Consider the following 21,921-nt stretch of genomic DNA (forward strand, 5'->3'; position numbering starts at 1 on the left):
CACCCACCCCCAACATATCTGCTCCATGCAATTGCGGTGCCAACTGGCTGACGGGTCACACCAAAGGCCACCGGCCGAAGCCAATGACCATTACGGGAAGAAGCCTGCCGCTCTATTCGCCCGGCGCAGGTCCCAATCATGTCATTAGAGTGCGCTGTTGTTCCAGCCTGTTCTAGCGCATCAGACCTTTGCGCCTTGTGGCCAAAGACCTTAGCCCCACCTCCTTGGGTAGGAGCCCCGCCAGCGCGCATTCTTGCCGGCCGCTCTCGAGTTGACCGACCGTCCCGGCCGCGGCTGGTCCCGCTGGGCCGAAGGCGTAGGCGAATACGAGATCGCTCGAGTTTGGTGGCAGGCGCTGTCGCGCATATTAGAGACCTCTTGAATAAGGCGCCGGCCGCTCCAGAATCTTAAACATGGCTCGGGGTAATATCAAAGTCGGCGACACCGTCGCCATAACTGCAACCGTGCGCAAGCGGGTCACGGAAGACCGCGTGAGTGTTCTTATCCCTTCCTACGGTGAGCCACACTCGATCGTAGACAGCACGCCCTACATCAGCAGCGGGCAGAAAGTCGAGCTGACCGGCGAAGTGGTTCGCGTTGACGAGGATACGGTCACGGTAGGCGGCAAGGATCTGGGCATTACGGTAAAACACAGTGCCGTGAGGCTCGTCACCAGCTATGTGGCGCCGAGGCGGAAAACGTCGCTTGTCGACAAGGCGTAGCCCTAAAAATGACCAAGCTCTCAATTGGGCCTGCCCGCGTTTCAGTCGTTTTTTTCGGCGGTCAGTGGATCGTCCAAATCGTTGAGCAAGGACAACTCAAAAAGCGTGAATTCGAACTCGAACAAGATGCCAAGGATTGCGCAGAAGGTGAGCGACTGCGCCTGGATTCTCGCTCTAGCGGCCCAGATGTTGCCTTGAAAGCTCAATCAGCTCCGCTTCGTAAACGACGCCGGCCATAAAATTGGCGATTATCCGAGAAGCCAGCCTTACCAAGCGCTTCGTCAGGTCCATGAGCCTCTGTTGAAATCAATCGTGACCATCACCGGGAAACGGGCGCCGTTCATCCAGTGGAATGGGACAAGGCCAACGCAGCCGCGGGAGCCATCATCATCAGAAGAATATAGCGTCGAGCCGCTGCAACCTCATCGACCATTACACCACCAGTGCCACCACGATGCCGACCAAACAGTATGCGATCCAGACGATGGTCATGGCTCTAGTGCAATGTTGGACGCGCCAGGTTGCGTCGGACCATGATCTCGACCAGACCCTGACGAATATCATCCCAGCTTTCGACTATTTCGCTTTCGCTTATCCCAGCCGCCTTTGAGTCAAGGAACAGACGCGTCGCGAGATGGAGGAGCGACACGTCGTCAACGGAACGGGCGTTGAGAACGTCATTTCTTTCCAGCCACAAATGCAGGAATTGAACAGCTCGCTCGCTCATTCCGCGAGCCCCGGGTCAAAGTGGACTATCGCGTCCAGCAACGTTCGATAGAGGCTGTCGACCTCTTCGTCGATCTCGCCCCGCTTGATGCCGAGCGCCTTGGCGTCGGCGATCAGCTTGTGGGTGAGTTCGTCGACGGAGATGACATCAGCCTTCGTCGTCTCAGGGACATTGTTGGCGATCCAACGATCGAGGAAGTTGATGCCGCGTGCGCTCATGAGAAATAAAGCTCGCGGCGTTTATTAGGTTCCGCTGATCCGCTTACCTCACGTCAGAACGGCGTTCCTACCCTTTTCGTGGACGAGTGGAAATGCGGCCGCGCGTAACAAATGATGCTGCGATCTGCTCGTAAGGGGGTGTACGGTGGCTCGTCGTCCGCTTCCACCGGCATGTGGACGCTTGGGAGCCAACTCAGGTACTTTCGCCCCGCCAGGGATAGAAAGCCATGGTTGAAGTCACCCCGGACCCCGGTCCTGATTCCGTGGAGATCACCGAATGCCTTGGCGAGTGGTTTGTCCGCGTCGTGCGCAACGGCAAGGCAAGCATCAGCAGCTTTGAGAATGAATGCTACGCTCGCTCTTTCGCCGACGGTCAGCGGATCGGCTTAGGTCTCTCCCCATGAAAGAAGTCCAATGAGTAAGCAACAACGTTCCATCGATCCCGCGTCAGCGGACTACCCGTATGATACGGCGGATTTTGCCGCGAAGCACGGTCTGTCAATAAGGGCAGCGGAGGTCATTCTGCAAGTCAACGGCCCCTCCCAAGTTGCCTGCGATGCGGCGGCCCGAGCCTTCAATGAGGAGATAGCCCTATCCGCCACCGGCCTATCTCCTCGCCCCGCAGGTGCTTCACTGGGAATTGGTTCCATCGCGCGGTGATCCGTGATGCCTTTTTTCTTCTCGCCTCGGAACATGCATCTTTCATCAAAGTTTTGGATGTGCTTGGTCCCCTCACCGAGCGTCTGGGAAGGGAAGCCCGCCAATTGCGCCATCAAGTGGCGGGCTTCCTCTTGCTGCGGGCGCCGCTCTGCTCCAATCGCACTGCTGCTTGTTCGAAGGTATGGACAATAGCTTCCTTGGCTTCGGTCAACACGCTCTGGCCGCATTCGGTGGTGGATTCCACTTCGAAGGCAGTGATCGGCCAGCACATGGAGCTAACCGGCCATGTCACTCGCATCGACGGCGATAAGGTAACCATCAGCCTCCGGCCATTGGTGACCGTCGACGCCGAGCCTGTCCGGCTGGTGGAGAGCTAAGTGACGCCAAAGCGAAAAACGCCGCTTGTCGACAACCCTTCCCGCAAATGAGGAGCTGTCTAATCCTCGCTCGCCGCTCGAAAACAGCGGCTAGATTTCCTTTGAGGCGATGATTGCCACTACAGAAGAGAGTTTGCCAGCCCGGCTGAGGGTCGGTCTAACGTAGATCTTTTTCATGCCAAGGTCACCGGGTTCAGGTTGGCGTCGCCTCTGCGGGCACAGCAGGAGAAGCCTGGGGTGATGCAGTGATGGCAGTCAGCCTGCCCTTCTTGTCTAGCTTCGGCTTTTCATAAACGCGCTTTGTCATGGTCACCCCAATTTGCCCTCAGTCTTCAGCGTTGCCTTACTCGCACGAAGCCTGTCAAGAGGAAGCGGCTCAGACAAAAAGCCCGCTGGCGCGAGCCAGCGGGCAGTTTGGTTGGTCTGGAGTAGCCGGAATCAAACCGGCGCGAGTCAACGAACTTTGAAGATGTTGGTTGCGACCTCGCTCTCGCCGCTCTCAGGGGTCCAGAGAGCGACGAGCTGTTGCCTGAGGCGCGCAGTACTGAAACATCGCCGCGCCATAAAGCATGCCCGCTCGTGGTAAATGGAACATTAAAGTCAGAGCTAGAAAAGTCGACGCTAAAAAAGGCCGCCGAGCAAACACCTCGCGCCGCCGATCGACGGTATTCGAGATCGCGGAATCGGAGGTGCGACGCCTAGGAGCGCGGCAAGCGGTGAATTTCTCACCCCTGTTGCCAGTTCGCTACAGCGAAGTTTTTGGCAACCTAATATAACTTTTGGCAGCGCAGGGGCGACGGGTTGTTGGTGGGGGCCAATCCTTGGAACCCCGGCGTAGTACGAGGGAAGATGGCCCGCTGACTTTGGTCGGCGGGTTTTTCTTTTTTGGGGGGCGCCTATGGCTTTAGCCGCCACCCGAACAAGGTGTTTTTGACTGTGCCCGCGCCTCCACTCTGGCGAAGGAGGTTCCCATAATGGGGTCAACCAGGAACCTTTGCGCCGCAGCCGTGTTCGGTCGTTCATGACAAGAATTGCAGATCTCGGACCGCCACCTGTCCCCGGCAAACCTCAAAAGCCCGGGAACGGCCATGACCATTTTCATGAATGCCCAATATGCGGTCAGCGCGTTGACCGACGCGACCTTCGGCAAGTGTTGTGGCACGAACAGCCCGATCATGAGCCTCTCGAGCTGGACAACTAAGGAGCGGGCGAGTTGCCGAAGTATCATGTCGAAGAAATGAACGGCGACGCCGTCACAGCTACCCATGTTGTCAACGCGAAAACGCCTTTAAGGGCGGCCCAGGACGCAACGGAACGAAGCATCACGCTGCGCGCAAACGAAGCGGTTTGGATCAGAGTGGCCGACGAGAACCGCGGCCACATTTTCGAGTATACCTTCGCTGAAGACCTGGAGGGCTAGGAATGGCATTTTTGTTGACCTACGAACCGCTGGAGCCCGACGAAGAGATTGTCCCGGTCACCGTAGAGATTGAAAATGCGCATGACGCCTGGGAGGAATTTGGCGCTCTGCAGAGGAGAGATCAGAAGGTCACTCGTATCGTGGCGCCCGAGGGCCAGCATATCACGTGGCAAGCACTTCGAGACCTTGCTAATCTGAGCACCTAGAGAGTGCTGCCGATGTTGGTTACCGCCGTTTGCCTACATCATGGAGCGGGACAGAGCCAGCTACATCACGCGGGAGGCCCACCGAGCCGGCGGCTACAAGCCCCGACGTTGATGCGTTGCCGTGGGATGCAGAATACAGAACCGCAAAACAATGAGGCTGTAGCCCCGCGACACAAGCAATGGCAGCGCGACTGATCAGATATCCGCCATAAAGCAAACTACTCCTCCCGAGAATCTTGCAGCGAGGCGTGGCGAAAATCTTCCTCGCCGCGCAGGTGATTAACGCGGCCGATGAGGTCCGGCTTGACCCGTTGTGTCGCCGGCCGCTTCATCCCCTTCGGCGCCGGCCCAGCATGCTCCTGGACGCGCTTCCACAACCGTTCGCGGATAGCACGGCTGGAGTTGATGAAAGCGCTGCCGACGTACTGCCCGGTCTTCCGATCAGCCATCAGGGCGAAAGCCGGCTTCCCTGGTTCGCGCTCGACGCCGAGGAGGTCGTACTCTTCCACCATGTAGCTCTTGGCCTTCAGCCAACTGGTCGACCGGCCGCTGCAGTATTTGCTGTCGCGGCGCTTCGATACCATGCCTTCGATGCCGGCCTCATCGATGAGCTTGAAGATTGCTTTCGCGTCGCCGGGAAGCGGTTGGCTGAACTGGATGCGGTCATCCGGCAGGATGATGCTTTCCAGAATCTCGCGCCGGTCTTCTAGGTCCATGTCGCGCAAGTCATGACCGTTCAGATGCAGCAGATCGAAGGCGACGAAATACAGGTCATGCTGCCGGCGAGTGATCGCCTTGCGCAGTGCGTGATAGTCCGAAAGGCCGGCTTCGTCGAGAACGACGATTTCGCCGTCGATGATCGCGCTCTCGACGCCGAGCCGTTTGGCCGCCCCGGCCAGGTCGCGATATTTCGCAGTCCTGTTATGGCCATTGCGCGTGAAGATGCGGACATCGTGGTCGATGATGCTCTGCGATCGGTAGCCGTCGAATTTGACCTCATGAATCCATTCGGCACCCTCAGGAGGCTTCTCGACAAGTGTCGGCAACAAAGGCTCGACGAACTTCAGACGCATGAACCACCACCCCGCAACCCGGCGATTCAATAAGCTTAAGCTAAAATGGTTCCCAAATCAGGAAACCATAAAGCTCTGGACACGTTGAGCCGTTCAGAACGGATCGGGGAGGTCGTGCCATGGGCCACTTTATGCGGCTTTCCATTAAGTTGGTGGATGGCAAAACGATGTCTGTTTCGTCGATCTACGAGGCCGAATTGGCGCTCGGAGGCCAATGGCGAAATAAGCAGGCGGCCGCCTACAAAGACGCGTGCAGACTCATTGCTGCAGCCAAAGACGGAAGCTGAAAGCCGACCATCGCATTCGCGGCATTCAAGCACGCCGCGATCGATCAGCGCCTGTTGCTGCCGGCGGAAAAGAGTGCCGCGCTAGAGATGCTGTATGAAGTGAGCGAGGACAACAGACATGACGAAACTGTCGGATTTAGGTCCGCCGGTCATAGGCAAACGACACGGCGTCAAGCCCACCGATGAGGGAGACCGTTTTTATAACTGTCCGCACTGCGGTCAGCTGTCGACCAACGAGATGCGCGCCAAGTGTTCTATCACGAAGTCCCAGGGCACGAGCCGCTAGAGCGGGAGGACAGTACAACTGTTCTGAAATTCACAGGTCGGAAGGCAACTGACACACACAGCTAGGAACCACGAAGATGGCAGACGACAAGAGCAAGCGCGATTTCCGCGACCGTAACCGAGTATCGGCTGATGAGGACTATGAGGTTCAGTACTTCGCGGACCAGAACGGCATTACGCCCGCGCAGGTCCGCGAACTGATCGCCAAGCATGGCAATGACCGTGAGACACTCGAGCGAGCCGTGAAGGCTGGCCTCGCTAAACTATAACGGTACTAGTGGATTTGAATGGAATGCCCGCGCCCGCCTCGTGCGCAGGCAGCGCGGGCATGACGTTTGGGCGCGCTTTGGTCCCAGCACGAGACCGCTGAAAGATGGCAGAGCCTAGCCGTCTCGGGGGATAGACGGTCCGGCCTCATGTAAAGGCCGCGCATGCATCAAGCCAGCCCTAGAAGCTCTCCACATTCCTTCGAACTGAATCGGTTGGCCATCAGTTTCTTGTAGTGCACCAGCATCTCTTCCGGCACTGCGAAGCCACGCCGAAAGTCTGACGCCGCTTTCTGGGTGCGGGTGATGCCCAACTGGCTTGCCGTGGCCTTCACAGAAGCGACGCTACAGTTTAGTCGGGCGGCGATAGCTTTGGGGCTCTCGTTGTTCGCATACCCTTCCTTGATTGCAATCCGCCGTACTGTCATTTTCATGCGTCACCCGATCACATAAAGTCTTTGCAGTGTCATAACTATTAGAGAGTGCTAATGTTCCGTGACCGCCGGTCACGGTAGGCTACACGCTGTTTATGCGTCTGCTGCGCGACATCGGTGCCGCGCGGGCCGGTGCCTTCGCCTTCGTCTCACCCGTGATTGCCGTTTTTGCTCGGCATCGTTACTTACGGTGAAGAGGTTAGCCTGATCGACGTCACCGGCATGGCTGTTATGCTCTCTGCGGCTTTTCTCGCGCTGCGCGAGCGCAAGCAAGACCAGCCAACATTACCGCCTTCCCGGAGCCATCCGGCTGCAGCCGCGTTACGACCGGAAGGAATTTTTCATGGATGTGGAAGCCATCAAGTGGAAAGAACTTGTGCCCGATCAGCGCCGCGAAAGGCGTCGGCTGCGCAGGGAGAAGCAGCGAGTCGAGAACATAGGTCGTGCCGAAAAAATGCATTTTGCCCGCTTGGCCGGGGCAGGTGCAGAGCGCGGGCATGCCGTGTCGGACTTGGAGGCATCCATCTATGTGGGCTGCTCGGGGTGGTTTTACTGGAAATGGCGGGGACAGTTTTACCCGACGGAAATGCCCACAAGCGAGTGGTTCGATCACTACGCGAACCAGTTCGACACTGTAGAAATCAATGCATCATTTTATTCTTGGCCAACCGTCACAAATGTCAAAAACTGGGTTCGGCAAGCGGGGGACCGCAGGTTCGTCTATACGGTAAAGGTCTGCGAGCTGATCACTCATATCAAGAGGTTCAAGGGCACCAAAACCCTCGTGACGGATTTCGGGATGATTGCCGATATCCTGGGTGAGCGAATGGGCTGCTTTCTGTTCCAGCTCCCGCCCAGTTACCATTTTACAAAGGCGAGACTGAACAGCATTCTCGGCCAACTCGACCCCGCCCGGCGCAATGTGGTGGAGTTTCGTCACGGCAGTTGGTGGAACGAAACTGTCTACTCGGCCTTTCGAGCGACGGGCACAATCTTTTGCTCATGCAGCGGCCCTCGCCTTCCGAATGTCCTGGTACGGACCGCGGATGACGTCTACGTGCGGCTCCACGGTCCAGAGCGTTGGTACCGGCATGATTACACCGCAGATGAACTAACCAAATGGGCCGAGAACATCCGAGCCAGTGGCGCAAAGAGAGCCTGGGTTTATTTCAATAACGACTATGACGGCTTTGCGCCAAAGAATGCCCTGGCGATGCGACGCTTGCTGGAGGAGCAACCCTTGGACCTTCTACCGCATATCGCCGCCGATTCGGCAGATGCATAACGAGAGAACGTCGTCACCTTTTCCTGGGCCACGTTGTTCGGCATGCCGCGCGGATTAGATGTCGGGCTGCCGTGATGGAGCTCGCCGCCCCGGGCATAAGTGCTATTTCTCGCGGATCTGAAGCAATCGCCCACGCTGAAAAGAAAAATCCATAACACCTGACTTTCGCAGGAACCCACAATGACAATTGGAGTTGGATTAGCACCCGAATGGGTGATTTCAACCAAAGGAGATTGTCAGATGGTAGCCACCAAGAAAGAAAGTGCGAGCACCAAGGGCCTCGATGACCTGTTCCTCGACGGTCTCAAGGACATTTACTACGCCGAAAAGAAAATTCTCAAAGCCCTGCCGAAGATGGCCAATGGGGCGGACGACGCGCAGGTTGCCGCCGCTTTCGAGAAACACCTTACCGAGACGGAGGGTCAGGTCGAGCGTCTTGAGCAGGTATTCGATATCCTTGGCGTCGCGGCGCGCGGCAAGACTTGCCCGGCCATCGACGGAATCATCGAGGAAGGATCCGAGATCTTGGAGGAATATAAGGGCTCGGCCTCGATCGACGCGGGTCTTGTCGCCGCCGCGCAGGCGGTCGAGCACTATGAGATCGCACGCTATGGCACCCTGATCGCCTGGGCGACATCTCTCGGCAAGGATGACATCGTCGAACTTCTCACCGCCACGCTTGAAGAGGAGAAGGCCACCGACGAGGCACTAACGTCCCTCGGTGAGGCCGGTGTGAATGACAGGGCGGCAGAGGAGCAAAAAGCCGCTTGAACTCCCCACGGAAGAATGGCCACGGCGACATCGACGTGGCCACTTCTACGGGGGGAGTCCAAGCGCTTGCATCATTCATTCATGAGCTGCGGCAAACACGGCGTCCATGGCTCACTCACGGCAAACAATGTCGATGCCAGCGCCGACAAGTGTCCCCCCAGTGGAACTAGATGTGCAGGCTCGTGCTCGGCATCCACTGGATCAATATCGAGCGCTTTTGCCATCACCACTCGCGCTAAGCGCCGAACGGCCCGTTCTACCGGGCCGTTCTTTTTTGCTGTCTGGAAGACGCGCTTATAGTTTGACGCCAGGTTCCCGCGCCCACAGCCGCAGACTCCGGCAGCTTTGAACGAAATCCGCGGCGCTTGCCTTGTCAGCGAGCGGCAACATGCCTTCGTCGGCCCCCGGCTCAACGCCGGCCTTGGCCAGAAGCGGCACCGCGTCGGGCGTGAAGCCAATGAACTTGCAATGGGAGAAGGCGTCCGCCACGAAGTCGCGTGCCGCTGCTTCGCCGGCCAGCAAATTGGCACTCTCTTCGGTGAGCAAGATGGCGACCGCGTCAAACAGCACTGATGGGCCACCGTCGATCATATGCTTGGCTACAATTTTGGTGCCATCGCTCGCGACTACGCCGCCCACCTTCGCTGCGATTACTTCCATGGCCGCCCCTTCGCTCTCAATGGCGGCCTGCAAGGCTTTGAAGAGACCGGCGTCGGTGCCGTTGCCGATCAGTACACCGACCTTGCGGCCAGCAAAACTCTCTGGCCCGTTGGCAATGATGCTCAGCGCCGGCGAGGGCTCGAGATCCGTTCGCGGAGGTACGGCGGCGTCGGCCGGCTTAGGCATGTCGGTGATGCCAAGCTTGTCGGCGACCGTGGTCGCGAGCCCCTCGTCGATGTTCAACAAGTGCGCGATCATCCGCTCCCGGATGGCTGGGGTTTCAACCTTGCTCAGTTCAAAAGTCAAGGCCTGAGCGATGTGGCGCTGCTCAGGTGGAGTCTGGCTGTTGAAGAACTGTGCAGCCTGGCTGTAGTGGTCGGCAAAACTCTCCGGACGCAGCCTGACCTTTTGGCCCTCCTCGCCGTCGGCAAACGACCTAAACCCACGTTGAGGGGATTCGCGCGGCCCCGCGCCGAATGAATTCGGTTGGTAGTTGGCGCGTCCGACTGGATTGCGCATTGCCATATGGCCGTCCTGCTGGAAGTGGTTGAACGGGCATTTCGGCGCGTTGATCGGAAGATGGGTGAAGTTGGGGCTCCCCAGGCGTTTTAGCTGGGTGTCGAGGTAGGAGAAGTTGCGGCCCTGGAGCAGCGGGTCATTGCTGAAGTCGATGCCGGGCGGCACATTCTGAGTCATGAACGCGACCTGTTCAGTCTCGGCGAAGAAGTTATCCGGCATGCGGTCGAGAACAAGGCGCCCGACAGGAATTGGCGGCAGGATCTCTTCCGGGATTATCTTGGTCGGATCAAGGATATCGAAGTCGAAACCGTCAGCAAACTCCTGGTCGAAAAGTTGCAGGCACAGCTCCCATTCGGGGAAATCGCCAGATTGGATGGCATTCCAGAGATCCCTCCGATGGAAGTCCGGGTCGGCGCCGTTGATCTTGACCGCTTCGTTCCATACCACTGATTGCATGCCGAGCTTGGGCTTCCAGATGAATTTTACGAACGTGGACTCATCGGCCGCGTTGACTAGCCGGAAGGTATGGACGCCAAACCCCTGCATAAAACGGAAAGAGCGCGGAATGGCCCGATCCGACATTACCCACATGATCATGTGCATCGATTCCGGCGTTAGGCTGATGAAATCCCAGAACGTGTCGTGCGCCGATTGGGCTTGCGGGAAGTCACGGTCAGGCTCCGGCTTGACCGAGTGTATTATATCTGGAAACTTAATCGCGTCCTGGATGAAGAATACCGGGATGTTGTTGCCAACGATGTCCCAGTTGCCCTCTTTGGTGTAAAGCTTGACGGCAAACCCGCGGACGTCGCGGGCGAGGTCGAATGACCCCTTGCTGCCGGCCACCGTCGAGAACCGGACAAAAGCCGGTGTCTTTTCCCCGGCCCGCTGGAAAATATCGGCGCGCGTATATTTTGCGAGGGACTCGTACGTTTCGAAAAAGCCATGAGCACCGTAACCTCGTGCATGCACGACCCTCTCGGGAATGCGTTCATGATCGAAATGGAAAATCTTTTCGCGGAAATGGAAATCCTCGATCAGCGTCGGGCCACGTTCTCCAATCTTGAGAGTATTCTGATCATCTGAGACCGGGCCGCCTTGCGCTGTTGTCAGGACGTCGGTGTCACCCTGCGCAACCTGATGCAATTCCCCGCCTTGGCCCCTGACCAGCGTCAAGTCGTGGACGGTGGCTGTCGATGCGTTGGCTTCGGATATCGGCTTGCGTGGCATAGTGCTCTCCTTTTAACGCGTGTGAATAACGTGCTCAAATTGCGGACGGAGGTCGTTAATCCAGTTCGGCCAAGGCGCTTTGCAAGTCGGAAATTCGACCGTGGCGACGATGTGCCTGCCGTTATAGTCGCGCGCCCTGAGGGCCGCTCGCCTGCATTCAAGGCGCTGTTGACCGCCGCGACCGCCATCAACAGGCCCTGCAGCTGAAGGTTGGCGACATTCATAGATCTAAGTCCAACGCGTACGCCGCGAGGTGATGTTGATCACCGCACGGGGCCTTGGTGCGCTCTGGCGGCTCTGCGGCATCGGGTTTGCTATGTTGTGCGCCATGGCTGGAATGTCCTCCGGGACGTTGGACAACTTTCCACACCATCTGAGGTTCCAGACTTGCAATGCAATTCCGAAGCGCCTCGAAAAGAGACTGTCAGCTGTCAGCAAACGTCGTGGTCGCGGAAAGCGCAAAACGTTCCGTCACACTCTTCCGCACCTAGCTTCATCTCTGTCGGCTTGATGCAGTTCGTGTCCAACGTGACAATCGATCACACCGTCTCATGGCTTAACAAATGAGGTGGAAATCCGCCTTGTCCTTGGACATTTTCCACAGCAGCACTCTTTGCATCGAAAAAAAGGAGGCTGTTTTGAAGAAGCGAAGTGTGGACAAAGAAAAATTCGAACGAGCCGACCGCGAAGCAAAAAAGGTTCTCTATGCCGAGCGCCAAGCTCGGGATGCGAAGACCTCGCGATTGAGGGATTTGCGGCTGGGCAAAGCTCGTGACCAGAGCGAAACTCATGGCGCCCGTTGACCTCGTAGGCCGTGAACTCACGCGGGATAGACTTTCTCGATCGGTGCCGATGATATTTCTCTGAGGAGGCAACGGCCGACGCGCGGACGGCAAGCGAATGCGCCAAGCTTTTACCCAAGCGCGATCGGCTTGTTGAACACTCTGAGCGATGGTCGAGCCGTGATCCCTGGCGAGATCGACATTGGGCGATGGATCTCTAAAGTGGGGCGTGTCGGTATTGTGATCTTCACCGACCCAGCGGTGACGCAGCGGCCGTCCTGTCGATCTTGAACCCTTATGGTCGCCACGCCCCAACCGCAGTGTCCTGGCCCGCTTCTCTGCTGCGACCGGCCTCGGCGGAAATCGAGCAGAGTTTCACATGCGGGGGGAACAAATCACCTCCATGCAAATTCGTATTAGACGTAGCTGAACCGCTTAAGCGAGGAGGAACTGATGGGATTCTTCGGTAGATATTTTTCAGGGCTCCTGGGGAAAAAACAACGACCGGAAAAGCGCAGCGGCGACATGCGTACGGCGACTGGCGCGGGCCCCGCCCTGGCAGCTCACTCGAAGGACGCAAAAAGTGATGCTCCAGCAGACCGGGCAACACCGAGGGTAACTCAAACGCGAAACTCGCGTCGCCACGGCCATAAGGTTTGAATCGTGCGAGCCGTCCCCGTGCCCGGTACGGTGGTCTTTGGAGACCTCGGGGAGGTCGAGCCCCTGAGCCGGAAATTTGGTGGCGATCGCGGCATGCCGTTGGATCGTTACTATATTGAGAGTTTCCTGATGGGTCATGCACGCGACATTAGAGGGCATGTCGCGGAGATTGGCGACAATGTCTACACGCTCCGTTTTGGCCTTGAACGTGTTGTGCGATCCGACATTATCGACTTCCCCGAGAGTGCCAATCCCCATGCCACAATGCGGTTTGATCTCCAGAACCAAGACGCCGTAGAGCGCGGCTGCTTTGACTGCATGATCGTGACCCAGACTCTACACATGATCTACGACGTGCGTGGCGCCATTGCCACGATCCATCGCGCCTTGGCGCCAGGTGGCGTCGTGTTGGCGACGGTACCGGGCATTACGTCGATCGACGCTTTTGACGGGCCAGAAAAATGGTTCTGGGCGATGACTCAGAGTGCTGCGCGACGCCTCTTCGAGGAGCGGTTTGGCACCTCGGCAGTGGAAGTGCAGCAATTCGGCAACGTGCTGGCAGCCACAGCCTTCCTGCAGGGTATCGCCTTCGAAGAGATGAATCCCGCGAGCCTCGACGTCGTGGATCCTCTGTACCCTGTGATTACTGCGATCAGGGCCACCAAATCGTAATCGTTCGCTCGTCTCGAACTCAGGGAACTGAGTGGAGGCGAGCCTTGTCGGGACGGGATCCGATCAATTGCTGGAAAATCTGACTGGTCATGATCGCCGACTTGCGGATGTCGAAGCATGCTTGCGCTCGCCTCACGCTCGCAGTAGCCATCGACTTTAGCCTGGCTGAGTTGGATAACAGGGCGAGCGCCGCCAAGGCCACGCCCTCCCAGTCACCAGGATATTCCGACACAATACCGGGCCATTCGGTCGTGCCTATTAGAATCCCGGTCTCGCCTGTAGCGACGATTTCCGGAACCCCGCCGACGCCGATCGCCACGACCGGCACACCCGAAGCCATGGCTTCCAGGATGGTGAGCGGCATCGCGTCTGCCCGCGAAGTATGCAACAGCAAATCAAGTGCCGGGTAAATCCGATGTGGTTCGCGCGCAAGCCCCACCATATGAATGCGCGATTCCAGCCCCGCGCGTCGTACGGTGGCGACGAGATCCTTCTCCATTGACCCCGTCCCAATCATTGCAAAATGTACTTCGGGTCGCCTTTGCAGAATGAACTCGGCTGCCTTGAGGAACTTATCGGGGCCTTTTTCCCAGGCAAGCCTGCCAACGAAACCAACCAGCAAATCGGCAGGACCGACGTCGATCGTTTGGCGGAACTCCGCGGGATCAGCGGACATGGGGTGATACATTGCGAGATCGACGCCATTGGGAACAAGGCTTACGAGTTCAGGCGCCAACCCCACCGCAAGCGCCTGTGACCAGGCTTCGCGGCACACCACAATGGTGTGGCTCCCCGTTGTGCGTGCCACGCTGATTTCCTGCGGATGAAAGCTCATGCCATGCAATGTGGCGACGGTTGGCGTCCCGCAAAGGCGACCGGCCATTGCCGCGACGGTATGTGCGTTCATCAGGTGAGCGTGGAGCAGGTCGACGCCAGTTTCGCGGACCAGTGTGCAAATCAATTCGACCGTCCGCCAGGGCGGATCGTCACGCAGCGGCGCAATATAGACCTCCCTCCCTTCGGAGCGTAGCAACCCTGTATAAGGGCTCTCGAATGGACACAGGAGAGATACTTTGAACTCGTTCGATGGCAGGTTTGCAGCCAGGTTGCGCACATAGTTTTCCATGCCGCCCACTATGGCGTTTCCTAGTATCTCTAGGACATGCGTGCGCTCATCGGTTTGGCCTCCTGGCAGCACACGCGGCGTCCGGGCCATCATTCTCCTCCTTGTGACGGACGTAGCCTCAGCCAGTCCATTGCAGTTCCCGCCAGGATCGCATTTCGGTCTTCGATTGCGACGTCGAGCTGATCGAGAATTGCCCTAACCTCGTCTATTGCCGCGCGTATGTGAGCACCACTGCAAGGCAAGAAGCGGTCGCTGCCGAATTGCAGGGAGCGCGGGCCGATCACGTCGATCGCCTTGCGAAAGACCTCCTCGCGGTAGATGGGAGGTGGCCCGAATGACAGGTCGAAGCGGAACTGGCTCGCGGCCGGGTCGACGCCATTTATCCGATCGATGACGCCAACTGCGTTAGCTTCGTCACACCATGGCCAGCCAAGGTGAGCCAACGTGACGCGAAGGCCAGGATGATCACGAACCGCCTCGTAGAAGGAGGGGCGGCAGAACCGTCCCGAGCGACCGTCAATGAATATTCCACTGTGGAACAAGATGGGGAAATCGAGCCTTGCAGCGACTGCGTACACTCGATGAGCGCACTCGTCGTAAGGATACCAACCGGTCGGAACCATCTTTAACGCGCGAATACCGGGAAGCGAGGCTGCCTCCTCAAGATCGTCAGCAGATTGCGAATGGAGCGGATTGACAACCGCGAACCCGACCAGCCGATCCGAATGGCCTGCGATCAGGTTCGAAAGGTACCGATTGCCGGCGCGTAACGACTCGCGGTCATCAAGGGAATAAGGTTCCGTCAGGAACGGCGCCAGCAGGAAGGCTGTGTCGACGCCCGCATCGTCAAGTGATCGTAGCACATCAGCAGTCGTCTCGCGGCCGGACGTATGTAGGTGTGCATCGACAATCATTTGCGTCTCCCCGCCGACAACTTGCGGAGGCGATGCCCGTTCCAGACATAATGCGAAATCGAGAACGACGATGCGATTACAGCCACGCACCTCACATGCGACGACGCCGTTGAGGGCCGCGCGGGAGGCACCGAAGGAGGCGTTAGGCACAACCGTATGGATCAGGGTGGCCGACAAAAAAGGGCCATCTAGAATTTGCTTTGGACCTCGCGCGGTGCTGAGCGCCGGCTCGCGCAACCACAAAAATTCGGCCAACTTGGAGGATGAAGCACAGCAACGTGTCGGCTGGTTGGGTCACCAAGCGTCAGCTGTCCCTTTTGGACCCACCTTCTGAACCTTTAGCTTGAGCATTCTCGGTTCGCTGATCCTTCAGCACCCGTGGCTCGACGCTCGACACGCCATCATTTCGGTGGCCATGGTCACTTCGCGCGTACTGGCCACGCGCATCCTTTTCGATTTCAATGCTTTTATTGCTTTTCGCTTTAGTCATGACCGTTTCCTCTCAGCTCAATCCACTAGGAACAACTTGAAACGCCGAAGATGGCTACCATTTTTTCCATCCCTGCCTGTCTTCGCCCTCAGCACTCGGGGCCATGGCTGCTCGGTGTTCGTGCGCGGTGCCCTCTCGTCGCCAAGACCAGGGAAACCCACTGCCTCGACCAACCTAGGCCGCCTGATGCGTCATCCAGTCAACAAGGGCGGTCTATTTCGGCAATGCCGGCTGCGCTGGTTGGGTTCCTTGTCTGTCACCACCCGTGCTCGATTGCGGCGTAGGGTTTTTGTCGACTTTGGGATTTTGATCGACCGGCTCCGCATTTACTCTGTCAGTCTTTGACTGAACTGGATCGGTGGATGCCGGCTCCGGGCTGAAGGATGCCGGCGGTTGGCTGCTCTGGTCCGTCGATGGGCTTTTGATCATTACGCCATACACCTCGGCAATACCCCAAGCGATGATGGCTAGCACGAGCGCTCCTAACAGGACGCCCAGTACGGGCCTCCCCAAAGCCCCCTGGCGCGCTTTATTTTCAGGAATGTCATTCATACTGGGCACCTTGAGATAAGGAGGATGGCTCACGCATCCTGTCCAACAGCGCTGGCCGACCAAGCTTGAAAGGTTCTAATCTTGGGCCGATGAAGGCCTGTCACTGGTGGCTCAACCGATGACGCGGGTGGACGTTCCGACAGAACACAAAAAATGGGAACTGCTCTGCGCCCACGGATTTTTGGCAAATACTTCTCCGGCCTCGGCCGCAAAAAATCGGACGAAAAGCAACCGAGCGGCGACATGCGGAAGGCGACTGGCCCGGCTATCGCTGCCCATTCAAAGGACGCCAAGAGCTCGGCTGCCACAGGACAGAACCCGGCGGCGGCGAAGAAATATGACCACTGACCTTGGGGAGCATCAGGCCACTTGGGACAGGATCTCCCGATCCAGATCGCACTTGGCCACTCCGTAGCGCCAACGGTGATTGGTCGCGGCGCGCCGGCACTGATAGAACAAAAGCAGCTGTCGCCCCTCGATCATGACTGTCGAATGCCCGTTCTCTCCAGGCTCTCCGGGATCGAGCACTGGCCCGACCGTGCGATATGGGCCCTCGATCCGGTTGGCTACGGCGAAGAAAACGCGCTGTCGGCTGCCACGGGCACCCTCCGGCAGAAAGCAGGTCGCGTTTAGAAGGATGCGCCCGTCCGGCAACTCGACCAGCTGCGCCCCCTCTATGCCCCATTCATAATCCGGGTGTTGCCGCGAATTGTGGTGAGGCAGGTCGGCGTGGTCGAGTATCTTGCCCACTCGTTTCCAGGGTCCAAACCAAGAGTCCGATTGGCTGCGTGCGAGATAGATGTCGGGTTGTGGTATTCCCGTAAATTGCGGCATGCCTGAATAGACGATGTAGCGCTTGCCACCGATGATCGCCGGATGCGGATCATAGATGCCATCCTCATCGGTACCCGGCAAGGCAACGATCGCGGAATTGAAAACCACCCACTCGAAACCATCGTTCGAAACGGCATGCTCACAACGGCCGCCCGATTTCATGAACTCCGTCTGGATGAACATGTGAAAGACGCCAGCATCATAGATAACGCCGGGCGCGGCCACGCCTGATCCGGCAACCGACAAAACGATAGGATCGTGCTCGATCCAGGGGCCATAGAGATCCAGAGCCGTGGCGTGAAGAATGCTCCAGCTTTCACTGGTGACCGTGCCACTCGATCCGAACATGTGCCAGAGCTGCCCGTCAAACACCGGACAAGGGTCCTTCACATCGTCAACGGCAGTGGGATGAAACAGCGGAAAGACGTTCGTTTCAAATGTGATCGACATTGATTTCACTCAATCAAGGTTCGACACGAGAGTCGCGGGCCAATCCTGCGAGGCACCGAATCGTTTCACCGATCGTTAACTGTGAAGCATCGCGTGTTAAGGCACAATTAACAGTTGCCGGATTGGTGCGATTAGCAGCCTCCTCCCGCGACCTTGCCAGCCAGAGCTAATCGCTTTCTTCGCGGAACGAGTCCCTGCCGCGCAAGTTAGCCCCGTAGTCAACAATCACATCTCAATGCCTCCATTAACATTTGTTGTGCGAGCGCATCGGAGATCACTCAGGGACTTTTTTCTAATGGAAAATAGAATGGGCAATTCGCCTTCAAGACGTGTCTTAGAGCAAAATCCGATGCTTCTCTGTTTCTCTCATCTTCGGTGGAACTTCGTCTACCAGCGTCCGCAGCATCTTCTGACGCTCGCCGCAAAAGATCGCAAGGTGATCTATTTCGAGGAACCCGTTTTCGAAGATATACCTCGAGCGATAATGCGGGCGACCGACGTCTCGCCGTCCATCAAAGTGGTTACACCGGTGATTCCGATCGGGACCGATGTGGAAGACGCTGATGCCGTCCAGCGCCGATTTGTCGACCTTCTGGTTGCCGCCACGCCCCAGGATCTGTTGACGACTTGGTACTACACTCCAATGGCGCTGCGGTTCAGCGATCACCTTCTTTCTGACATCTGCGTCTATGACTGCATGGACGAGTTGTCGGCGTTCAAGAATGCGCCCCCCGAACTTGTCCAGATGGAAAGGCGCCTCTTGGAACGCGCGGATGTCGTGTTCACCGGCGGGCAGAGCCTCTATGAAGCAAAGCGAGGCCTGCATCGGTCGATGTTTCCATTCCCGAGCAGCATCGACTTTACGCACTTCCATCAGGCCAGGGCACCAGGCAACGATCCTGCCGATCAGCAGCAAATACCCCACCCCAGAGTTGGGTATTTCGGTGTCATCGACGAAAGGCTTGACGCCGACCTGGTGGCGCGGACCGCCCAGAGTATGCCCGACGTCCATTTCGTGATGCTTGGCCCGGTGGTCAAGATCGATCCCAACGGTTTGCCCCAGGCAGAGAATCTTCACTGGCTGGGCGGCAAGGACTACGCCGAGCTTCCCGACTACCTCAGGCATTGGGATGCCGGGTGGATGCCATTCGCCCTCAATGCGGCCACCCGCTACATCAGCCCAACGAAGACACCGGAATTTTTGGCGGCAGGTGTACCTCTCGTCTCGACAGCGATCGTGGATGTCGTACGCACCTATGGTGCGGAGGGTCTCGTTGATATCGTCGATGCTGAAGATGTCGAAGCCAAGCTCCGGTCACTTCTCTCGCGACCGCGCGACTTCTTGTTGGCGCAAGCCGACGCCTATCTCATCGACATGTCGTGGGAAAAGACCTGGATCGCCATGGCGGGCCATATTGAGCGCGCGCGTGCCACGAAAAATGTCCTGCCGTTCCGGCGGAGGGCGTAAGCATGTTCGACTGGCTGATTGTTGGCGCCGGCTTTGCCGGCAGCGTTCTCGCGGAGCGTATCGCGTCGCAACGCAATGAAAGCGTCCTGCTCATCGACAGGCGCAGCCATATCGGCGGCAACGCCTATGACTGCTACAACGAAGCCGGGATTCTGATCCACCGATACGGGCCTCATATCTTCCACACGAACGCTCAGTCGATCGTCGACTATCTCTCGCAGTTTACGGCATGGCGCCCCTATGAGCATCGCGTGCTCTCGAACGTCGACGGTCAGTTGCTGCCGATCCCCATCAATCTGGACACGATCAACAGGCTCTACGATCTCGACCTGTCATCTGCGGAGCTGGAACAGTTCTTCGCCTCGCGCCGCGAGACGGTGGACGAAATCCGGACCGCCGAGGACGTTGTCATCAGCACGGTCGGGCGTGAACTGTATGAGAAATTCTTTCGTGGCTACACGCGCAAACAGTGGGGCGTCGATCCGTCTCAGCTAAACAAATCGGTGACGGCGCGGGTCCCGACGCGCACCGATCGCGATGACCGCTATTTCGGCGACACGTTTCAGAACATGCCGGCGGGCGGTTATACGCGCATGTTTCAACAGATGCTGGCTCATCCCAAAATCAAGGTAATGCTGCAGACGGACTACCGCGAAATTCGACACGTCATCCCCTATCGGCGGCTCGTCTATACCGGTCCGATCGACGAATTCTTCGATTTTAGGCTAGGAAAATTGCCATACCGGTCTTTGCGCTTCGAGCACGTGACGCTGGACAGGTCAGAGTTCCAGCCGGTCGCCGTCGTCAACTACCCGCAGACCGAGGCCTTCACTAGGGTCACGGAATACAAGCATATGACGGGACAGCAGCATCCTCAAACCAGTTTGACTTACGAATATCCCACAGATGACGGCGATCCATACTATCCGGTGCCGCGGCCGGAGAACGAGGCGCTTTACAAGCGATATGAGGCGCTGGCTGCTCAGCAGACAGATACGGTTTTCGCCGGGCGGCTGGCAACTTACCGGTACTACAATATGGACCAAGTGATTGGTCAGGCGCTGACTGCGTTCAATCGTATTCAGAAGGCGGGCGGCTCGGCGCTATCTTTTGCCAAAGGGGCGGCGGGATAATCATGGTGGAGGTCTGGGGCGGCATTGAATGCAGCGTGGTTCGTGTGGGCGCTGTGATCCGCGATCAACTCCTGGAAACCGGTCATTCAAAACGCATTGAGGATTTGAATCTCGTTGCATCCCTCGGCATCAAAACGATTCGATATCCAGCGCTGTGGGAGCACGTCGAGGCGGTGGAGGGCCAGGATGACTGGAACTGGTTGGACGAACGGTTGGGGCGGATGCGTGAACTCGGCATCAGTCCACTGGCAACCCTCATTCACCACGGAAGCGGGCCATCCTGGACGTCCATTCTCGCGCCGGATTTTGCCGAACGCCTCGCGGCGTTTGCCGCTCGGCTCGCGGGGCGGTACCCGTGGATAAGGACGTTCACGCCGATCAACGAGCCCATGGCGACCGCTCGCCTCAGCGGCCTCTATGGATTCTGGCACCCGCACCTGACGGATGAGCCAAGTTGCTTGCGGCTTGTCGTAGCTCAATGCCGCGCGATCGCCAAGACAATGTCGGCCATCCGAAAGGTCATCCCAGATGCTTGCCTCCTACAGACTGAAGACTTCGGAAAAATATTCGCAACGAAAGAGCTTGCGTACCAAGCTGATTATGAAAATGGCAGGCGATGGCTCTCGCTGGATCTGCTTGGTGGGCGTGTCGGTCCATGCCACCCTTTCCATGAACGCCTCCTTCAGGCTGGTGTCGATCACGCTCACCTGGCTGAACTGGAGGCCGCGCCCTGCAATCCGGACCTGATTGGTGTTGATTACTACCTCACCAGCGATCGGTTCCTTGATCACCGCGTCCAACGGCATCCTTGTGAGCCGGTAGGCGGCAACGGCGTCGAACCCTATGTCGATCTCGCCGCTTTCCGCGCCGGCCTGCCAGCCGGCGAACTCGGTTTTGCCTCGCGTCTGCGTGAGGTGTGGCGCCGTTACGCTTTGCCGGTGGTACTCGGAGAAGTGCACAATGGGTGCACTCGTGAGGAACAGCTGCGCTGGTTCATGGAGGGATGGCAGGCTGCCTGTGAATGCGCGGCTGAAGGTGTCGATGTACGCGCCGTCACCGCCTGGTCGATGTTCGGCGCCGTGGACTGGAATTCAATGATGATGCGCGAGGATCATTACTATGAATGTGGGGTTTTTGACATGAGGGCAGAGCCCCCGCGCAAAACGATAATGGGGGATGCGATTTCGGCCCTGGCGAATGCGCAATCTTTCAGCCATCCAGTGCTCGGCCAGACCGGCTGGTGGCGTGCCCCCGGAAAAAGGTTGAAGGAATCGCCCGTGATCCAGCTGCGAGGATTTGACCGGCGGCTGTCGATCCTCGGAGAATGTTGCAGCCGACGTAGACTTCCTGCCAAAGCAGCACCTCAACAGCCAGGATCGGCAGATGCGTGGGTGGAGTTAAGCGTAAGGTGGAGCAGGCGCGGCTCACCTGTCTTGTTGGCCAGCTACAACAAAGGCATGACATTTTCTCTCGCGGTGCCTGATAGTGTGGACTGGGTTGCCGCCTGCAATGCATTCCTCGACTTAGTAATTGACGGTCTTGCCGGGGACTATGAGCTTGTTGCTGCACATCGCGACAACCAGTACCGGGTCGCCGAACGCCCGGCAGAGCGGGCCACCGCCCTGATGCGTTAGCAAATGCTACCGGCTGGTCAATTTCGGTGTCGTTGACTTTGACCAGATGTTCGCTGGTTCGTAGCC

At 57.9% G+C, this 21,921-nt stretch carries 25 protein-coding genes; 15 read left to right on the forward strand and 10 right to left on the reverse strand.

Annotation, left to right across the window (positions count from 1 at the left end; all coding sequences use genetic code 11):
- The first annotated feature begins 413 nt into the window (after window positions 1-413).
- A complete protein-coding gene (locus AC1DYJ_RS19375; protein WP_477283971.1) occupies window positions 414-722 on the forward strand; it encodes a hypothetical protein in 309 nt (102 codons plus the stop codon).
- An 8-nt stretch (window positions 723-730) separates the two neighbouring features.
- A complete protein-coding gene (locus AC1DYJ_RS19380; protein ID WP_477283973.1) occupies window positions 731-961 on the forward strand; it encodes a hypothetical protein in 231 nt (76 codons plus the stop codon).
- 257 nt (window positions 962-1,218) lie between these two features.
- Here the strand turns inward: AC1DYJ_RS19380 and AC1DYJ_RS19385 are convergent, their stop codons facing one another.
- Window positions 1,219-1,449, reverse strand: a complete 231-nt coding sequence (locus AC1DYJ_RS19385) for a hypothetical protein (protein WP_477283975.1) — start codon at window positions 1,447-1,449, stop codon at window positions 1,219-1,221.
- Window positions 1,446-1,667, reverse strand: a complete 222-nt coding sequence (locus tag AC1DYJ_RS19390) for a DUF768 domain-containing protein (protein WP_477283977.1) — start codon at window positions 1,665-1,667, stop codon at window positions 1,446-1,448. The genes AC1DYJ_RS19385 and AC1DYJ_RS19390 overlap by 4 nt, the downstream gene beginning before the upstream one ends.
- A 227-nt stretch (window positions 1,668-1,894) precedes the next feature.
- On the opposite strand from AC1DYJ_RS19390, the gene AC1DYJ_RS19395 reads away from it, so the two are divergent.
- From AC1DYJ_RS19395 to AC1DYJ_RS19410, 4 genes are all read left to right on the forward strand, one after another.
- A complete protein-coding gene (locus AC1DYJ_RS19395) occupies window positions 1,895-2,071 on the forward strand; it encodes a hypothetical protein (protein WP_477283979.1) in 177 nt (58 codons plus the stop codon).
- A gap of 252 nt (window positions 2,072-2,323) precedes the next feature.
- On the forward strand, window positions 2,324-2,704 hold the full coding sequence (locus AC1DYJ_RS19400; RefSeq protein WP_477283980.1) for a hypothetical protein: 381 nt from the start codon (window positions 2,324-2,326) through the stop codon (window positions 2,702-2,704).
- A 1,213-nt stretch (window positions 2,705-3,917) separates the two neighbouring features.
- Complete coding sequence (locus tag AC1DYJ_RS19405) at window positions 3,918-4,124, forward strand: hypothetical protein (protein ID WP_477283982.1); 207 nt, start codon at window positions 3,918-3,920, stop codon at window positions 4,122-4,124.
- A 2-nt stretch (window positions 4,125-4,126) separates the two neighbouring features.
- Entirely contained in the window at window positions 4,127-4,330 is a 204-nt protein-coding gene (locus AC1DYJ_RS19410) for a hypothetical protein (protein ID WP_477283984.1), read from the forward strand.
- Window positions 4,331-4,548: 218 nt separating this feature from the next.
- Here the strand turns inward: AC1DYJ_RS19410 and AC1DYJ_RS19415 are convergent, their stop codons facing one another.
- The gene (locus tag AC1DYJ_RS19415; protein ID WP_477283986.1) at window positions 4,549-5,403 is read right to left on the reverse strand and encodes an ATP-dependent DNA ligase; all 855 of its coding nucleotides are present in this window, start codon (window positions 5,401-5,403) and stop codon (window positions 4,549-4,551) included.
- 119 nt (window positions 5,404-5,522) lie between these two features.
- Here AC1DYJ_RS19415 and AC1DYJ_RS19420 point away from each other — a divergent pair, with 119 nt between their 5' ends.
- Window positions 5,523-5,690, forward strand: a complete 168-nt coding sequence (locus tag AC1DYJ_RS19420; protein ID WP_477283988.1) for a DUF982 domain-containing protein — start codon at window positions 5,523-5,525, stop codon at window positions 5,688-5,690.
- 362 nt (window positions 5,691-6,052) lie between these two features.
- Complete coding sequence (locus AC1DYJ_RS19425; RefSeq protein WP_477283990.1) at window positions 6,053-6,244, forward strand: DUF3606 domain-containing protein; 192 nt, start codon at window positions 6,053-6,055, stop codon at window positions 6,242-6,244.
- 167 nt (window positions 6,245-6,411) lie between these two features.
- On the opposite strand, the gene AC1DYJ_RS19430 is transcribed toward AC1DYJ_RS19425, so the two are convergent.
- On the reverse strand, window positions 6,412-6,675 hold the full coding sequence (locus AC1DYJ_RS19430) for a hypothetical protein (RefSeq protein WP_477283992.1): 264 nt from the start codon (window positions 6,673-6,675) through the stop codon (window positions 6,412-6,414).
- Window positions 6,676-7,018: 343 nt separating this feature from the next.
- Here AC1DYJ_RS19430 and AC1DYJ_RS19435 point away from each other — a divergent pair, with 343 nt between their 5' ends.
- A complete protein-coding gene (locus AC1DYJ_RS19435) occupies window positions 7,019-7,960 on the forward strand; it encodes a DUF72 domain-containing protein (RefSeq protein WP_477283995.1) in 942 nt (313 codons plus the stop codon).
- 240 nt (window positions 7,961-8,200) lie between these two features.
- The gene (locus AC1DYJ_RS19440) at window positions 8,201-8,731 is read left to right on the forward strand and encodes a YciE/YciF ferroxidase family protein (protein WP_477283997.1); all 531 of its coding nucleotides are present in this window, start codon (window positions 8,201-8,203) and stop codon (window positions 8,729-8,731) included.
- Between the two features lie 294 nt (window positions 8,732-9,025).
- Here the strand turns inward: AC1DYJ_RS19440 and katE are convergent, their stop codons facing one another.
- Window positions 9,026-11,140: a catalase gene (katE, locus tag AC1DYJ_RS19445; protein ID WP_477283999.1), complete on the reverse strand. Its 2,115-nt coding sequence runs from the start codon at window positions 11,138-11,140 to the stop codon at window positions 9,026-9,028.
- A 581-nt stretch (window positions 11,141-11,721) separates the two neighbouring features.
- Between katE and AC1DYJ_RS19450 the strand changes: the two genes are divergently transcribed.
- Complete coding sequence (locus tag AC1DYJ_RS19450) at window positions 11,722-11,943, forward strand: hypothetical protein (RefSeq protein ID WP_477284001.1); 222 nt, start codon at window positions 11,722-11,724, stop codon at window positions 11,941-11,943.
- A 657-nt stretch (window positions 11,944-12,600) separates the two neighbouring features.
- Window positions 12,601-13,254, forward strand: a complete 654-nt coding sequence (locus tag AC1DYJ_RS19455) for a methyltransferase domain-containing protein (RefSeq protein ID WP_477284003.1) — start codon at window positions 12,601-12,603, stop codon at window positions 13,252-13,254.
- 19 nt (window positions 13,255-13,273) lie between these two features.
- Here AC1DYJ_RS19455 and AC1DYJ_RS19460 read toward each other — a convergent pair whose 3' ends face one another.
- From AC1DYJ_RS19460 to AC1DYJ_RS19480, 5 genes are all read right to left on the reverse strand, one after another.
- A complete protein-coding gene (locus AC1DYJ_RS19460; protein ID WP_477284834.1) occupies window positions 13,274-14,380 on the reverse strand; it encodes a glycosyltransferase family 4 protein in 1,107 nt (368 codons plus the stop codon).
- 89 nt (window positions 14,381-14,469) lie between these two features.
- Complete coding sequence (locus AC1DYJ_RS19465) at window positions 14,470-15,549, reverse strand: amidohydrolase family protein (protein WP_477426204.1); 1,080 nt, start codon at window positions 15,547-15,549, stop codon at window positions 14,470-14,472.
- A gap of 49 nt (window positions 15,550-15,598) precedes the next feature.
- Entirely contained in the window at window positions 15,599-15,784 is a 186-nt protein-coding gene (locus AC1DYJ_RS19470) for a hypothetical protein (RefSeq protein ID WP_477284007.1), read from the reverse strand.
- A gap of 213 nt (window positions 15,785-15,997) precedes the next feature.
- A complete protein-coding gene (locus AC1DYJ_RS19475) occupies window positions 15,998-16,336 on the reverse strand; it encodes a hypothetical protein (RefSeq protein WP_477284009.1) in 339 nt (112 codons plus the stop codon).
- A 360-nt stretch (window positions 16,337-16,696) separates the two neighbouring features.
- On the reverse strand, window positions 16,697-17,620 hold the full coding sequence (locus AC1DYJ_RS19480; protein WP_477284011.1) for a glycoside hydrolase family protein: 924 nt from the start codon (window positions 17,618-17,620) through the stop codon (window positions 16,697-16,699).
- Between the two features lie 307 nt (window positions 17,621-17,927).
- On the opposite strand from AC1DYJ_RS19480, the gene AC1DYJ_RS19485 reads away from it, so the two are divergent.
- From AC1DYJ_RS19485 to AC1DYJ_RS19495, 3 genes are read left to right on the forward strand one after another with little or no spacing between them, the layout of a single operon-like run.
- Window positions 17,928-19,088 (forward strand): glycosyltransferase family protein, encoded by a 1,161-nt coding sequence (locus AC1DYJ_RS19485; protein ID WP_477284013.1) that lies wholly within the window; start codon window positions 17,928-17,930, stop codon window positions 19,086-19,088.
- 2 nt (window positions 19,089-19,090) lie between these two features.
- Window positions 19,091-20,221 (forward strand): UDP-galactopyranose mutase, encoded by a 1,131-nt coding sequence (gene glf, locus AC1DYJ_RS19490; RefSeq protein ID WP_477284015.1) that lies wholly within the window; start codon window positions 19,091-19,093, stop codon window positions 20,219-20,221.
- 2 nt (window positions 20,222-20,223) lie between these two features.
- A complete protein-coding gene (locus tag AC1DYJ_RS19495; RefSeq protein WP_477284016.1) occupies window positions 20,224-21,855 on the forward strand; it encodes a glycoside hydrolase family 1 protein in 1,632 nt (543 codons plus the stop codon).
- Window positions 21,856-21,921 lie beyond the last annotated feature (66 nt).

Source organism: Mesorhizobium sp. P2_B11, from assembly GCF_056404855.1.